The sequence below is a fragment of the Bradyrhizobium aeschynomenes genome, from assembly GCF_013178945.1.
GTDB lineage: Bacteria > Pseudomonadota > Alphaproteobacteria > Rhizobiales > Xanthobacteraceae > Bradyrhizobium > Bradyrhizobium aeschynomenes.
The window spans coordinates 787,314-802,385 of sequence record NZ_JABFDM010000002.1; the positions used below are offsets into that span (position 1 = coordinate 787,314).

The following is a 15,072-nucleotide window of genomic DNA, read 5'->3' on the forward strand; positions in this document are numbered from 1 at the left end:
GCCCCTTTCAGTTCGGCGCGGTGCCGCGAGTGACGACCTTGCCGACCACCGCGATCAGGCGGTCGAGCACGAAGCCGATGATGCCCACATAGAGCAGCGCCAGGATGATCTCGCTGATGTGCGAGGAATTCCACGCGTCCCAGATGAAGAAGCCGATGCCGACACCGCCGATCAGCATCTCGGCCGCGACGATGGCGAGCCAGGACAGGCCGATGCCGATGCGCAGGCCGGTGAAGATGTAGGGCGCGGCCGCCGGGATCATGATCTTGGCGAAGAATTCCAGCGGATTGAGCTGCACCACCGCAGCGACGTTGCGATAGTCCTGCGGAATGTTGCGGATGCCGACCGCGGTGTTGATGATGATCGGCCAGATCGAGGTGATGAAGATCACGAAAATCGCCGACGGCTGGCCGTCGCGGAACGCCGCCAGCGACAGCGGCAGCCAGGCGAGCGGCGGGATCGTGCGCAGCACCTGAAAGATCGGATCGAGACCTCGCATCGCCCAGACCGACTGGCCAACGAGCGTGCCAAGCGCAACGCCGACGATTGCCGCGAGCGAATAGCCGAGCGCGACGCGCTGGAGGCTTGCCGAGATGTGCCAGAACAATCCCTTGTCGATACCGCCATTGTCGAAGAACGGATCGAAGATCAGATCGCGGGTGTCGTTGAACACACGCGAGGGCGGCGGCAACGCCGATCCCGACCGGCGGCACAACAGCTCCCAGATCAAGAGGAACAGCGCCAGCACGATCAGCGGCGGCACGATGCGCACCGCGGCCTCACGAGCCAACTTCACATAGCGTTCGGCGCGCGGCGGCTGCCTCGGATTCATCGACACGATGGACGCGGAGACGACCGGTGCGGACAGGGGTGATACGATCTTGGGAGCGCTATCATTGGTCAACGCTGGCATGGACATCGGAAGCCTTTTCTCCGTGCAATGAGAGGGGCCGCGCGATTGCTCGCGCGGCAACAGGTCCTGATCAGGCGTCGACACGCTTGATCGACAACGACTTCAGATAGGCGGCGGGGTCTTCCGGATCGAACACCTTGCCGTCGAAGAAGGTTTCCTTGCCACGGGAAGTCGAGGTCGGAATGTCGGAGGCGGCAACGCCGAGCTCCTTGGCGGCCTCGCGCCACATGTCCTCGCGGTTGACTTTGGCGATCAGCGACTTGGCATCGAAGCCGGCCTCGTACTTGCCCCAGCGGATGTCCTCGGTGATGAACCAGAGATCGTGGCTCTGATACGGATAGGACGCCTGGTCCTTCCAGAAGCGCATCTGCTGCGGGCTGTTCTCGACGACGCGCCCGGTACCGTAATCGAACTTGCCCTTCATGCGGTCGGCGACGTCCTCGACGGGAACGTTGATCCACTGCCGCTTGGCGCAGATCGCCGCGACCTCGTCGCGGTTCTCCATCTTTTCGCAGTACTGCTGAGCCTCCATCACCGCCATCAGCAGCGCCTTGGCCGCACGCGGGTATTTGTCGACATAGGCGGCACGGAGCGCGAAGGACTTTTCCGGATGCTTGTCCCAGAGCTCGCCAGTGGTCAGCGCCGTATAGCCGATCTGCTGGTGGATCAGCTGCAGATTCCACGGCTCACAGACGCAGAAGCAATCCATGGTGCCGACCTTCATGTTGGCGACCATCTGCGCAGGCGGCACCACGATGGTTTCGATATCCTTGTCCGGGTCGATGCCGCCGGCCGCGAGCCAATAGCGGATCCACAAATCGTGCGTGCCGCCCGGGAAGGTCATCGCGGCCTTGATCGCCTTGCCGGAGGCCTTCTTCTTTTCGAGAGCGACCTTGAACGGCGCGGTGTCGAGACCGACCTTGAGGTCCGCATATTCCTTGCCGACCGAGATGCACTGGCCATTCAGGTTGAGACGGGCCAGGATGTACATCGGAGTCGGCTGGTTATTCTGAGTGACCTTGCCGGACGAGATCAGATAGGGCATCGGCGTCAGAATGTGCGCGCCGTCGATGCCGTTGCCCTCGGAGCCGAGCACGAGATTGTCGCGCGTGGTGCCCCACGAAGCCTGCTTCTGCACCTCGACATCGGGCATGCCGTACTTGGCGAAAATGCCCTTCTCCTTCGCCACGAACAGCGGCGATGCATCGGTCAGTGCAATGAAGCCGAGCTTCGCGGCCTTCACCTCTGGACCAGCCCCCTCGGCGAAAGCGCCTGCGGGAAAATTGAGCTTTGCGGCCGCGAGCAGCGCTGCGGTACCGGCACCGGCCTTCAGGAGCTGACGACGGCTGAGGCCATTGCGGCGGGCAGGATGGGCGGTCTTCGTCATGAGTGCGGTCGTCCTTCGTGTGAAAAGCGCTCGATGGGTTGAAAGGATCATCCGGCTCGCAGCGCATCACTGCGCACGTGGAGGCGCGTTCCGAGGGGAGCCTCGGAGGGGCAGCGTCACGTTTCGGATGGGGGTTTGCGCGGACGGCATCGATGGCGTCAGAGCCATCTATTCAAGCTTCATGCCAAGGGCAGCACACCCCGGAAGCCATTGATATCAAATGAGATGACGCGGTCGGTGAGGACGATAGAGGTCCTGTTCATCGCCCGCAAAATTTGCGATTCGCCCACTTCCTGTGCGTTGCACAAGAAGTGGGCGACGCCAGCTGTCCTATTCTGCCGCAGCGTCGATGGGCTTCGCCAGCATCGGCCTCGGGGCTGTCCCCGCGCCCGGCTTCATGCGGAATTCGTAGCTCATCAGGTGCCACGGCGCCGCCGCGAGCTTGCCGTCCGGCATCACGGGATCGGTGCGCTGATCGACCTTGGCGATCAGCTCGTCCTTCACGCCGAACACCACGTCGCTGTCGAGATAGGCATCGCCGCCGATGAACACATGGGTGATCAGCGGCTCATAGCCTTCGGCATCGACCAGGAAGTGCACATGGGCCGGGCGCATCGGATGGCGCCCGGTGCTCACGATCATCTGCCCCACCGGACCGTCGGTCGGGATCGGATAGCTGCAGGGCAGAATGGTGCGGAAGAAGAAGCGGCCGTCAGCATCGGCAATGAAACGCGCGCGCGACGATGGCCCGTCCGACGCGTAAGACGGCCGCTGCGAATCGTAGAAGCCCTCGTCATCGGCGTGCCAGACGTCGACCGCAGCGCCCGGCAGCGGCGCGCCCGACAGATCCGTCACCCGCGCCTGCACGAACATCTTCTCACCCTTTAGGTCGGAGGAAATATCGGTGCCGTGGGGCGTGACCTTGTGCTCGCCGACATAGAACGGGCCGAGCACGGTGGTCTCCGTGGCCCCTGCCCTGTCACGATGGTTGATGGCATCGACCAGCATCGAGACGCCAAGCACATCGGACAACAGGATGAACTCCTGCCGGCTCGGAGTGCAGGTCTGGCCGGTGCGGGTGAGAAAGTCGATCGCCGCGGCCCATTCGTCGAAACTGAGATTCGTGCGCCGCACATAGTCGTGCAGCGACTTCACTAATTCCTGAAGCAGGAATTTCGTGCGCGCATCCGGCGTCTGCGCGAAGCTTGCGACGACGGCCTCGGTGAGCTCGGCCTCGTTGAATTGAGTCATTGGCAGTCCTCCCGGTGGCCGAGGCTACACGAGGCCGCCGGGCCCTGCCATTGGAAGCGGGGCGATTTTCCGCTATCACCCGTGTCTGCCGCCCTGCGCAGCCCTCACGCGCGAGGCCACGAAAATCCAACGACAGCGGAGATGCCCGATGCTCGCCCCGACCCCCGCCTCGCCCGACACCGTCGGCATGTCGAAAGCCGCGCTCGATCGCATCGATGCTCATCTGAAGCAGCGCTATGTCGATGCCGGCCGCTTCCCCGGCACCCAGCTGATGGTCTATCGCCGCGGCAAGATCGTGCACAACAGCTCGCTCGGCTATGCCGATGTCGAGCGCAAGGTGCCGGTCACGGACGACACGATCTACCGCATCTACTCGATGACCAAGCCGATCACATCGGTTGCCTTCATGATGCTGGTCGAGGAAGGCAAGGTCGCACTCGACGAGCCGGTCGCCAAATACATCCCCGAATGGAAGAATCTCGGCGTGTTCGTCGCCGGCACGGCGCCGGCCTTCATCAGCCGGCCGCCGGCGCGGCCGATGCTGATCGTCGACCTGCTGCGCCACACCTCCGGTCTGACCTACGGCTTCCAGCAGCGCTCGAATGTCGACGCCGCCTATCGCGACGCCAAGATCGGCGCGGTCGAGAAGGCCGGCACGCTGCAGTCGATGATCGACGATCTGGCGAAAATTCCATTGGAGTTCTCGCCGGGGGAAGCCTGGAACTACTCGGTCTCGACCGACGTGGTCGGCTATCTCGTCGGCAAGATCGCCGACAAGCCGTTCGAGCATTTCCTGAAGGAGCGCATCTTCGACCCGCTGGGGATGGCCGACACCGACTTCCACGTCCCCGCCGCCAAGGCCCATCGGCTCGCCGCATGCTACTCGGCCGATCCCGCCGGGACGCTGTCGTTCCACGCCGCCGATCGCAAGGGCGGCCTGACCCTGCAGGACGATCCGACAACCAGCTCGTTCCTCAGCCCGCCCGATTTCATCTCCGGCGGCGGCGGCCTGTGCGCGACCACGGCGGACTATCTGACCTTCTGCCGCGCCCTGATCAATGGCGGCGAGCTCGGCGGCGTCAGGCTGCTCGGGCCGAAGACGCTGAAGCTGATGGCATCGAACCATCTGCCCGGCGGCGTCGACTTGCCGGCGCTGTCGCGATCGATGTTCGCGGAAGCAGCCTATAACGGCATCGGCTTCGGCCTCGGCTTCTCGGTGACGATGGATCCGGCGAAGACGCTGATCGCGGGCAGCGCCGGCGAATATGCCTGGGGCGGCGCAGCGTCCACCGCATTCTGGATCGATCCGGCCGAGGAGCTGATCACGATCTTCATGACCCAGGTGCTGCCGTCGAGCGCCTATCCGATCCGGCGCGAGTTGCGCACGATGGTGTATGCGGCGATCACCGAGAGCAATCTGTAGCGGCATCGCTGTGGCGCGAAAGCCGCTTGCGGAACCGAGGAATCACGGCGCGTTGATCTTGGCGGGCGGAGGCCGCGCTCCTATGCTGACAGGGATGTGAACGGCCACAACCGCAAGACGATTGCGGTTATCGCCCTTGCAGCCCGATAACCGCTAGTCGCACACGATCACCGCCGTGCCCATTCACCTTGTCATCCTTCCCGACGCAGCACGACGATCGAGAACGCCATCCACGGAGCATCCGTGCCGAAGCTGACACTGCCGGTCCGGCTTGCTCTTCTGGTCGCGGGGACCACGCTGCCGCTCATCCTGTTTGCGAGCGGGATCGTGTTTCACAACTACATGCAGGACCGCAGCGATGCGCGGCAGCGCGTGCTCGAGACGGTGCGCAGCATCCGCCTGACGCTCGATGCCGAAATGCAGCGCATGACCGGCGGCATCCAGGTCCTGGCGCTCACCGACGCGCTGACCACCGGCGATTTCGAGCGTTTCCGCCCGATCGCGATGGGCTTTCTCGAACAATACGGCAAGGACGGCACGATCGTCGTTGCCGATCGCGAGGGTCACCAGCTGTTCTCATCCGCCACGACGGATACGGCTCACCTGCCGTTGCGTAGCAATCGCGAGATCACCGAGCGTGTGTTCGAGACCCGGCAGCCGCAATATTCGGACCTCTTCTACGGTGTGGTGAAGAAGAGCCTGATCGTAACGGTCGAGGTGCCGGTGTTTCGCAACGGCGAGGTCGTCTACGACATCTCCTTCAGCCCGCCGATCGCGATGTTCCAGACCATTCTGGACAAGCAGCGGCCGAACGCGGACTGGACGCTGTCGCTGCTCGACCGCAAGGCCACCGTGTTCGCACGCGTGCCCAATCTGGCCGAGACATTCGGCAAGCAGGCCACGCCCTCGGTCATGGATCGCATGATGAGCGAGCACGAGGCGACGCTGTCGAGCGTCTCGCTCGAAGGTCAGCCGCTGCTGTCGAGCTTCACCCATTCGTCCCTCACCGGCTGGATCATCGGCGCCGGCATCAGCGAGACCTCGCTGGTCGCGCCGCTGTGGCGCAACCTCGCCATCACCAGCCTGCTCGGCGGCATCATGCTGGCGATCGGGCTGGCCTTCGCGGTGCGGATGGCGACGACGATCGCACGCGCCGAGATGCTGCACGACCTGCTGATCGAGGAGCTCAACCATCGCGTCAAGAACACGCTGGCGATCCTGCAGGCCATTGCAGTTCAGACCTTCCGCAGCGCCAGCCGCCATGAGCGCGAGAAGTTCGAGGGCCGGCTCGGCGCGCTCGCCGAGGCGCACAATCTCCTGAGCAAGGAGAAATGGCAGGGCTCCGAGCTGGAGGACGTGATCGGCCGCGTGCTCAAGCCGTACCGGCTGAACACCCCCGAGCGCATCCGGATCTCCGGCCCGAAGGTCGCGCTGTCGCCGCGGCTCGCCGTCGTGCTGTCGATGATCGTGCACGAGATCGCGACCAACGCCGCCAAATATGGCGCGCTGTCGAACGACACCGGCACGGTCGATCTGTCCTGGGAATTCAATCAGCCGGACGCGGCCAAGAAGCTGCCCGGCCGCCTGCGGCTGGTGTGGCGGGAGACCGGCGGCCCCGTCGTCTCGGCACCGATCCAGCGCGGCTTCGGCTCGCGCCTGATCGAGCGCAGCGCCCGTGATCAGCTCGGCGGCGAGGCCACCGTCGACTTCCTGCCGCCGGGCGTGGTCTACACGATCAGTTGCAAGCTCGACGATTGAAGCCTCAGCCGAACCTCTGCAGCGCCGGGAAGGTCTCGAGCAGCCAGATGCTGAAGGTCGACACCGCGCCGGTGAGGAAGCCGATGCCGGTTGCGACCATCAGCACGCCCATGGCGCGCTCGACGTTGACGAGATGGCCGCGCATCCGCATGAACAGCGCCGAGAACTGCTCGATCATGAAGGCCGCGACCAGGAAGGGAATGCCGAGCCCGGCGGAGTAGACCGCCAGCAGCCCGGCGCCCTTGGCGACCGTCGTCTCCGCGGCGGCAATCGACAGGATCGCGGCCAGGATCGGACCGATGCACGGCGTCCAGCCGAAGGCGAAGGCAAGCCCCATGACATAGGCGCCCCACAGGCCGACCGGCTTCGGGATCGGCAGCCGCCCCTCGCGCATCAGGAACGCGATCCGCGTCAGGCCGAGGAAGTGCAGGCCCATCACGATGATGACGATGCCGGCGAGGATCGAGAGCTGCTCCGACCAGGCCCGGATGAGACCGCCGATCAGAGAGGCGCTGGCGCCGAGCATCACGAACACGGTGGAGAAGCCGAGCACGAACAGCGCCGCCGAGATCATCACCGCGCGACGTGACGCCGACGGCGGCTCCTCGCTCTCGATATGCTCGATCGTGGCACCGGTGAGATACACCAGGTAGGGCGGAACCAGCGGCAGCACGCAGGGCGAAAGGAAACTGACCAGGCCAGCGATGAACGCCGCCGGAATCGATACGTTCTGGATCATGCTAATCCCGCGATACGCCCCATCAGCGGCGTCCTGACGCCGGGGGCACGACGCTTCATGCCGCCGATACGGGGAATACGCAACAGAGGTGCCGAAGTTGCGACCGCAAGCGGCCGCCCCTTCCCGGGCGCCAGATATCTGTCTCTAGATTCGCGAGAGGTTCGCGAGGCTCCCGACGCCGAGATTGCCGGCCCTGAGAATCGGTTGATGGCAGCTCATCAACCCTTCCCGATGCAGCCGGTATCGGCATTCCGGGCAAGGCGCGCCGCCCGGAGCGCGCGTCTTATCGTCATCACGACATATCACAAATGCGCTAAATGCACCTTTGTGCACATAGCGAACCGTGCTATTTGACGACTCGAAGCAAGGGTTGGCGACGCTGGCCCGGCTGAAGCTTCGGGTCACGCAGCTTGTCGGGATTGTCGGACTGGACCATCTCATCGCAGAGCGACTTCAGGTCGTCCTCGCTCAGGCGGTTCAGCTTCATACGCAGGTCGAGGATGGCGACCGAAATCAACTGCGCCGATTCGCGATTGCCGGTCGCAACAAGCGTCGCACGGCACTGCTCCAGGGACGCGAGCACTGCAAGCATTTGGTCGTCTGAATTGGCCACGGGCGTCGTTCCGTTCTAGCGTGCGACGAGAGGGAGCCGAGCAAGTCCCGACTCGCGGATGGCTTTCCAATACGTCATCTGTTGCCCTCCTGCGCGCTTTCCGTGCTCCACTTGCGCCCCCGCGCCCGAAGCTATGGTCAGCCCGCCGACGTCCCGGCACGATACGTGCGAGAACGCGTGATCAAACATCGGTATTCGATGAGTCAGCGCCACCATCCGTTCATCAAGATAGCATGACCTATGGTCATCTTCGAATACCATTTCATTGCGGTCGACGCAAAAACCATCGATGTTCGTTTCGACTCGCGCTAAGCGTGTCCTTGGCATACAACGTGAGTACCTCCGCGCGCCTGCGGACGGTAAGCCCGTGCTGCGAAGGATGGAAGCCGAAGGACTCATATCGAACGTCAACGTCTCGATGTCTCAACCAATGCATGGCACGGAATGCGCCATGTCCCGTAGTTTAGCGGAATCACTCTAGCAGGCGGAGAAAGCTTGTATGCGCGTTGCGGCGGAACGGGGCGTTCCTCAGAAGGAACGCCAGGAGGTATCTGCCTCCCAGGCGACCCTGGCGCCCGCTGTGCAGGGCGAGCCCTCGGCTGCGCCGGGCGCGAGTGGTGATCCGGTCCGTGAGGGTGGTGACGACGTCGCCGTGCCTGGCTCAGCGCTCGGCAAGGCTGCCGCCCGCCCCGCCGGCCGTGCCGCTCCCGCCAAGGCAGCCGCCAGCAAATCAGCGCTGGCCAATCTCACCGACTGGGATGCGGCACGCATCTTTCTCGAGGTCGTCAGGGCCGGCAGCTTCCGCTCGGCTGCGGAGCGACTGACACTCTCGATCAATGCCGTGCGCCGGCGCATCGATGATTTCGAGCGACAGATCGGCGCGACGCTGTTCACGCGCGACGTTCACGGCGCCCGCCTGACCGATGAAGGTGCGCTGGTCGTGTCGGCAGTCGAGCGCATGGAAGCAGCCTCGTTCGAACTGTTGCGCGCCGGCGATGGCCTCGCCAGCGCAGCGTCCGGCGAGGTCCGCGTCGCCGTGACGGAAGGCCTCGGGACGTTCTGGCTGGCGCCGCGGCTCGTCGAGTTCCAGCAGAGCTTCCCCAACGTGATGGTGGATCTGTACTGCGCGATGCGATCAGCCGACGTGTCGCGCCACGAGGCGGACGTCGCCATCCATCTGTCGCGGCCGGCGGCGCTCGACGTCAAGCTGGTCCGGCTCGGCCGCATGCACCTGATGTGCTTTGCGAGCGAGAAGTATCTCGAAGCCTATGGGGTGCCCAAGTCGATCGAGGAGCTGGTGAAGCATCGCCTGGTTCTGCAGGTGGCCGACGAGGCCGCGGCCAATGCCGCCTTCGCCACGATCTTTCCCGGCTATGAGCAGCGCGACCTGATCGCGATGACCACCAATGTCTCCAGCGCCAATTATTGGGCCGTGGCCCACGGCGCCGGGATCGGCGTATTCCCAACCTATGCGAGCGCTTTGGGCGGGAAAATAATACCACTCGAGATTGATCTGAAGTGGTCCTACGACATCTGGCTGTCATACCACGCCACCACCGGACGCATCCCTAGGGTGCGCCACATGATCGACTGGCTGGTGGAGGCTTTTAACCCTGGCAAATACCCGTGGTTTAAAGACGAATTCATTCATCCCCAGCAACTTAAAACAGTATATATGGGTGAACCCCTGACCCATCTATTCGGGGGATTTCCGACGGAAGGACGGTAAAATCAGTATGAACAAATCAGCGGCAAAGAAGATGAAGCAGCGCAGCGCCGGCAAGCCCGACATCGAGCTTGGCAAGCGCATTCGCCTGCGGCGTGTGGAGCAGAAGATCTCCCAGGCGGAGCTCGGCGAAAAGCTCGGCGTGAGCTTCCAGCAGGTCCAGAAGTACGAGAAGGGCGTCAACCGTGTCGGCGCTGCGCGTCTGCAGCAGATCGCCACCGCGCTGGACGTGCCCGTGACGTTCTTCTACGACGGCGACAACAAGGCCCGGGAAGTCGAGAGCCTGCTGTTCCTGGACAGCGCTTTCAGCCTGCGGTTGCTGCGCGCCTACAGCAAGATCAAGGACCAGACGGTGCAACGTCAGCTGGTGTCCCTGATGGAGTCGATCGCTGCGAACGAGGAATAGGCCGTCTGACAGGCCTCCTCGTGATGGGTATGGGCCATCTTCGCTCGAGGGCGCAACTTGGGGGCGCCAGGCGCGTCAGCCAACTCGGGCGAGTTCACGGCTTCGGACCAGCTTCGGCCCTAGGGCCGATCGATCGGCGCGGCCGGTTGTCCGGCTGCTCTCGTCCGCCCAGCGATGGCTGCGCGGCCTGAGATCTCGTCACTCTCATCTGCCTATCCTGCCTACTCTGCCGTCATAGGAAGTGGCGGCATGCCGGGGTTTCGCCTGGCGCGGCTCTCGGCTCCGATCCTGCGTTGACGGCCGACCGGATGCGATGAACGATGCGGGCGACCTGCCCCGCCGCCTCCGGATGTCCATGCCCGCGACCTCTGACTCACCCACCCCCTTCGCCGATGGCAAGATCCTGCTGACCGTCGATGATCGCATCGGAATCGTCACCTTCAACAACCCCGACAAGCGCAACGCGATGTCGCTGGAGATGTGGGAGGGGCTCGGTCAGGCACTGGTCGCCCTGCGCGACGATCCCGACATCCGCGTCGTGGTGCTGACCGGCGCGGGCGACAGGGCGTTCGTCTCCGGCGCCGACATCAGCCAGTTCGAGCAGAGCCGTCACAACGCCGAGGCCTCCGAGGCCTATGCCCGGAAGAGCACCGCGCAGCGGGCCCTGCTCGCAGACTATCCGAAGCCGACCATCGCCTGCATCCGCGGCTTCTGCCTGGGCGGCGGGCTGCAGATTGCGATGCTGACCGATATGCGGTTTGCGTCCGAGGACAGCCAGTTCGGCATTCCCGCCGCCCGGCTCGGCATCGCCTATGGCTATGACGGCCTCCGCAACCTGGTGTCGCTGGTCGGTCCGTCCCAGGCCCGGCTGCTGCTCTATACGGGCATGCGGATCGATGCCCGGGAGGCACTGCGGATCGGCCTCGTCGACCGGATGATGGGCACCGACGAACTGCTGCCGGCCACGCTCGACATTGCCCGCACGATCGCAGGCAACGCCCCACTGGCGATCCAGGCCGCCAAGATCACCATCGCGGAAGTGCTGAAGGACGAGAGCCGCCGCGACATGGCCGCGATCAGGCGGATCGGCGACGCCTGCATGGACTCGGACGACTTCCGCGAAGGCCGCCGCGCCTTCATGGACAAGCGCAAGCCGGCCTTCAAGGGACGCTAGAGCGCCTCCAGCACCGCCCGGGTCACATCGGCCGTTCCGGCGTGGCCGCCGAACTCGAACGGCTTGAGGCCGGACGCATAGACTTCGTCGACGGCCTGCTCGATCCGCTGCGCGGCTTCGGCCGCGCCCTCGATCCCGTGGGTATCGGCCAGCCAGTCGAGCATCATCGCCGCCGACAGGATCATCGCGGTCGGGTTGGCCTTGCCCTGCCCCATGATGTCGGGCGCGGTGCCATGGCACGGCTGGAACACCGCGTAGCGGTCGCCGATGTCGGCCGACGGTGCCATGCCCATGCCGCCGACGAGACCGGCGGCGAGATCGGACAGGATGTCGCCGAACATGTTCTCGGTGACCAGCACGTCGAAATCCCAGGGACGCTTCACCAGCATGAGCGCGCAGGCATCGATGTAGAGCCGGTCGGTCTTCACGTCTGGATGAAGTTGAGCGACCTCGTCAAAGATCTTGCGGAAGTAGGCGAAGGCCTTGAAGACGTTGGCCTTGTCGACGCAGGCTAAAGTCCCGGAGCGGCCGCGCGCCTTGCGGCGGGCGGCAAGCTTGAAGGAGAAGTTGAACAGCCGCTCGGAGGTCTTGCGGGTGATCACGAGGGTCTCGCGCGCCTCTTCATGCGTCACCACACCTTTGCCCATCGAGGCGAACAGGCCTTCGGTGGACTCGCGGATCACCACGAAGTCGATGCCGCGCTCGGCGGCGCCGACGATCGGGCTCGGCACGCCCGGGATCAGCCGCGCCGGCCGCACGCCGGCATAAAGGTCGAAATGAAAGCGCAGCTCGATCTGCGGCGCGATCTCGGTGTTGTCGGGATAGCGCACCGACGGCAGCCCGCAGGCGCCGAGCAGAATGGCGTCGGCCCCCTCGCACAGCTTGATTGTGGACTCCGCGATCGAGACGCCGGTCGCAAGATAGTTGCCCGCGCCGGCCTGAGCCTCGGTGAAGCGCAACGAAAGTCCGGCCTTCGCCTCGACCTTCCGCAGCACTTCAAGCGCCGGCGCCATGACCTCCGGTCCGATGCCGTCGCCGGGGAGAACTGCGATGTGAAGTGAATTGGTGGAGGGCATGGGTTTCGTTCACGATCCGAGGGAGTTACGGCCGTCATTGCGAGCGAAGCGAAGCAATCCGGGGCCCAGGTTGAGACCCTGGATTGCCTCGTCGCTTCGCTCCTCGCAACGACGGATGTGAGAGCGACGGCTACGGCGTCAGCACCGCGCGGCCGACCAACTGACCTTTCTGCAGATCGTGCAGGGCATCGTTCGCCTTGGACAACGGCATCGGCGTGACCGGGATCGGGGCGATGTTCTTGGCGCGGACGAGGTCGAGCAGCTCCTTGGTCTCGCGGAGATTGCCGACATAGCTGCCCTGGATGGTGACCGCCTTGATCGGAATGAGCGGCAAGGCCCAGGGCGCGCCGCCGCCGAACAGGCCGACCATGACGAGCTTGCCGCCCTTGGTCAGGCAATCGAAGCCGAGCTGCGCGGTGGCGGCATTGCCGACCAGGTCGATCACGGCTCGGATCGGCTCGCCCGCTGCCTTGTTCAGCTGCTCCAGCGCGTCCGGCGCCTTGCCGTCGACCGCCGCTAGAGCGCCGGCCGCGAGCGCCGCCTCGCGCTTGCGCGCATCGATGTCGACGACGATCGCCCCCTTGCCGCCCATCGCCTTCAGCAGCGACAGCGCCATCAGGCCAAGGCCGCCGGCGCCGAAGATCACGATCGGCGTGTCGAAATCCTTCTCGACCTTCTTCAGCGCGCTATAGGTGGTGACGCCCGAGCAGGCGTAGGGCGCGGTCGTCACCGGATCGAGGCCCTTGAGATCGATCAGGTGGCGCGGATGGGGCACGGTCATGTGGTCAGCATAGCCGCCGTCGCAATAGACGCCGAGCGAAGCCGGCTTCAGGCACATGTTCTCGTCGCCGGCGAGGCATGTCGCGCATTTGCCGCAGCCGATCCAGGGATAGACCAGCGCGACGTCGCCGACCTTCAACCCGCCCTTCTCCGCTTCGGTCACGTCAGGGCCGAACGCGACGATCTCGCCGGCGCTCTCATGTCCCATCGTCCGCGGCAGCGACACGCCGCGATCCTTCAACGAGAGCGGCTTGCGGCCGTGCCCGAGATCATAGCCGCCTTCCCAGATGTGCAGATCGCTGTGGCAGACCCCGGCCGCCTTCACCTTGATCAGCACCTGCTTGCCGAACGGCTGCGGCGTCGGCTCGTCGACCTCGGTCAGCGGCGCGTTGAAATCGGTGACCTTGAAGCTCTTCATGCTCTCACTCCCGTGGTCCGGTCGGCGGCGGGACCGGACGCTGCAATGACGGGCGAGCGACGGCTGCACGCGGCAACGGCGTCGCGGCATCTCCTCCCGGCATGCGCGTCCGGCTGGTCCGGACTGTTCCTGCAATGCCATGACATTGGCCGGAAACGCGTGGAGCGGCAAGGCCGCCCGCCTCGCGCGCGATCATGGCTGCCCTGCAGCCTTTTGCCTCAGCGTTTGCCGCGGTCGCTGGCGCCCGCCTCCGCAAGGACTTCTGCGGTATGCTCGCCGAGGCTCGCAGCGCGCGGGCCTGCCGCGACCTTCGCCTCCGACATCCGGAACGGCAGGTTGACGACCCTGAAGCTGCCGGCGGCATCCGCGACATCGGCCAGCGCGCCGCGATGCGCGATCTGCGGATCGGCCAACGCCTCGGCGACGCTGCGATAGGCCGAACTCGGTACACCGCCTGCGTTCAATGCCTCCAGGCATTCCGCGACGCTGAGCCGGCCCGACCAGGCTTCAACGCCATCCATCAGTGCGCCCCAGTTTGCCCGCCGGTCGGAATATTTCGCAAACCTGGCATCATCGACCCATTCGGGATGGCCGATCACGGTCATCAGGTTCTGGAACGTCTTCTCGCTGGCGATGGCGATCATCACATAGCCGTCGCGACATGCCGCCGGACCGAAGGTCGGCCGCGACGGCTGTGCGACCGCAAATTGCGACCATTGGATCTCGTTCAAGGTCAGGCTCAGCATCGATTCCAGCATCGAGCAGTCGACATGCTGGCCGCGCCCGGTGCGCTCGCGCTGATACAACGCCGAGGCGATGGCGCCGAAGGCGTAGGTCCCGGTCACGACGTCGGCATGATAGATGCCGCAATAGTCGGGCCTCTCGCGCCCCGGCTGATAGGCGAGGTGCGCCATGTCGTATCCCGAGGCGGCATGGATCACCGGCGCATAGGCCGGGAGTTCCGCCGACGGGCCGGTCTGGCCGTAGCCCGAGATCGAGCAGTAAATCAGCCTTGGGTTGAGCGCGCTGAGCGCGGCGTAGTCCAGCCCGAGCCGCTGCATCACGCCCGGTCGAAAATTCTCGACCAGGATATCGGCGGCTGCGACCAGCCGACGCACGGCCTCGACGCCATCGCGCGACTTGAGATCGAGCACGACGCTCTTCTTGCCGACGTTGAGCTGACCGAAAGCGGTGGAGCAGCCATTCCGCATCGGCGGCCGGGTGCGCATGGTTTCACCTTCGGCTGACTCGATCTTGATCACGTCAGCCCCCATATCTGCAAGCATGCGTGCACAATGCGGGCCGGCAATGGTGGTCGAAAAATCCAGCACGCGCAGGCCGTCGAAGCATCCTGTCAAACGGCTCTCATCGTTCCCAACTAGACTCACAAGCGCAGCTCCCTGGTGGA

At 64.7% G+C, this 15,072-nt stretch carries 13 protein-coding genes; 5 read left to right on the top strand and 8 right to left on the bottom strand.

Going from position 1 to position 15,072, the window contains the following annotated elements; translation table 11 throughout:
* Positions 1-7: 7 nt before the first annotated feature.
* The 3 genes from ntrB to HL666_RS08170 form a co-directional block, all read right to left on the bottom strand.
* Positions 8-919 carry a nitrate ABC transporter permease gene (ntrB, locus tag HL666_RS08160; RefSeq protein ID WP_172111939.1) on the bottom strand — a complete coding sequence of 304 codons (912 nt, stop codon included), beginning with the start codon at positions 917-919 and terminating at the stop codon, positions 8-10.
* A 64-nt stretch (positions 920-983) separates the two neighbouring features.
* A complete protein-coding gene (locus tag HL666_RS08165) occupies positions 984-2,300 on the bottom strand; it encodes a CmpA/NrtA family ABC transporter substrate-binding protein (RefSeq protein ID WP_172111938.1) in 1,317 nt (438 codons plus the stop codon).
* Positions 2,301-2,630: 330 nt separating this feature from the next.
* Positions 2,631-3,551, bottom strand: a complete 921-nt coding sequence (locus tag HL666_RS08170) for an intradiol ring-cleavage dioxygenase (protein ID WP_172111937.1) — start codon at positions 3,549-3,551, stop codon at positions 2,631-2,633.
* A 148-nt stretch (positions 3,552-3,699) separates the two neighbouring features.
* Here HL666_RS08170 and HL666_RS08175 point away from each other — a divergent pair, with 148 nt between their 5' ends.
* Positions 3,700-4,974 carry a serine hydrolase domain-containing protein gene (locus tag HL666_RS08175; RefSeq protein WP_172111936.1) on the top strand — a complete coding sequence of 425 codons (1,275 nt, stop codon included), beginning with the start codon at positions 3,700-3,702 and terminating at the stop codon, positions 4,972-4,974.
* Positions 4,975-5,217: 243 nt separating this feature from the next.
* A complete protein-coding gene (locus tag HL666_RS08180; protein ID WP_172111935.1) occupies positions 5,218-6,732 on the top strand; it encodes a sensor histidine kinase in 1,515 nt (504 codons plus the stop codon).
* Positions 6,733-6,736: 4 nt separating this feature from the next.
* Here HL666_RS08180 and HL666_RS08185 read toward each other — a convergent pair whose 3' ends face one another.
* Complete coding sequence (locus HL666_RS08185) at positions 6,737-7,471, bottom strand: cytochrome c biogenesis CcdA family protein (protein WP_172111934.1); 735 nt, start codon at positions 7,469-7,471, stop codon at positions 6,737-6,739.
* A gap of 346 nt (positions 7,472-7,817) precedes the next feature.
* Positions 7,818-8,063, bottom strand: a complete 246-nt coding sequence (locus tag HL666_RS08190) for a hypothetical protein (protein ID WP_172112161.1) — start codon at positions 8,061-8,063, stop codon at positions 7,818-7,820.
* A 520-nt stretch (positions 8,064-8,583) separates the two neighbouring features.
* Between HL666_RS08190 and HL666_RS08195 the strand changes: the two genes are divergently transcribed.
* The 3 genes from HL666_RS08195 to HL666_RS08205 all read left to right on the top strand — a co-directional run bounded on the left by HL666_RS08195 (position 8,584) and on the right by HL666_RS08205 (position 11,390).
* Positions 8,584-9,813 (top strand): LysR family transcriptional regulator, encoded by a 1,230-nt coding sequence (locus tag HL666_RS08195; protein WP_172111933.1) that lies wholly within the window; start codon positions 8,584-8,586, stop codon positions 9,811-9,813.
* 7 nt (positions 9,814-9,820) lie between these two features.
* Entirely contained in the window at positions 9,821-10,216 is a 396-nt protein-coding gene (locus HL666_RS08200; protein WP_006611929.1) for a helix-turn-helix domain-containing protein, read from the top strand.
* A gap of 355 nt (positions 10,217-10,571) precedes the next feature.
* On the top strand, positions 10,572-11,390 hold the full coding sequence (locus HL666_RS08205; RefSeq protein ID WP_172134125.1) for an enoyl-CoA hydratase: 819 nt from the start codon (positions 10,572-10,574) through the stop codon (positions 11,388-11,390).
* Here the strand turns inward: HL666_RS08205 and HL666_RS08210 are convergent.
* The 3 genes from HL666_RS08210 to HL666_RS08220 all read right to left on the bottom strand — a co-directional run bounded on the left by HL666_RS08210 (position 11,387) and on the right by HL666_RS08220 (position 14,950).
* A complete protein-coding gene (locus HL666_RS08210) occupies positions 11,387-12,466 on the bottom strand; it encodes an isocitrate/isopropylmalate dehydrogenase family protein (protein ID WP_172180782.1) in 1,080 nt (359 codons plus the stop codon). The genes HL666_RS08205 and HL666_RS08210 overlap by 4 nt on opposite strands.
* Before the next feature lie 130 nt (positions 12,467-12,596).
* On the bottom strand, positions 12,597-13,664 hold the full coding sequence (locus tag HL666_RS08215; protein WP_172134123.1) for an alcohol dehydrogenase: 1,068 nt from the start codon (positions 13,662-13,664) through the stop codon (positions 12,597-12,599).
* A 218-nt stretch (positions 13,665-13,882) separates the two neighbouring features.
* Positions 13,883-14,950, bottom strand: coding sequence for a CaiB/BaiF CoA transferase family protein (locus tag HL666_RS08220; protein WP_246741503.1), 1,068 nt, complete (start codon positions 14,948-14,950; stop codon positions 13,883-13,885).
* Positions 14,951-15,072: the final 122 nt, after the last annotated feature.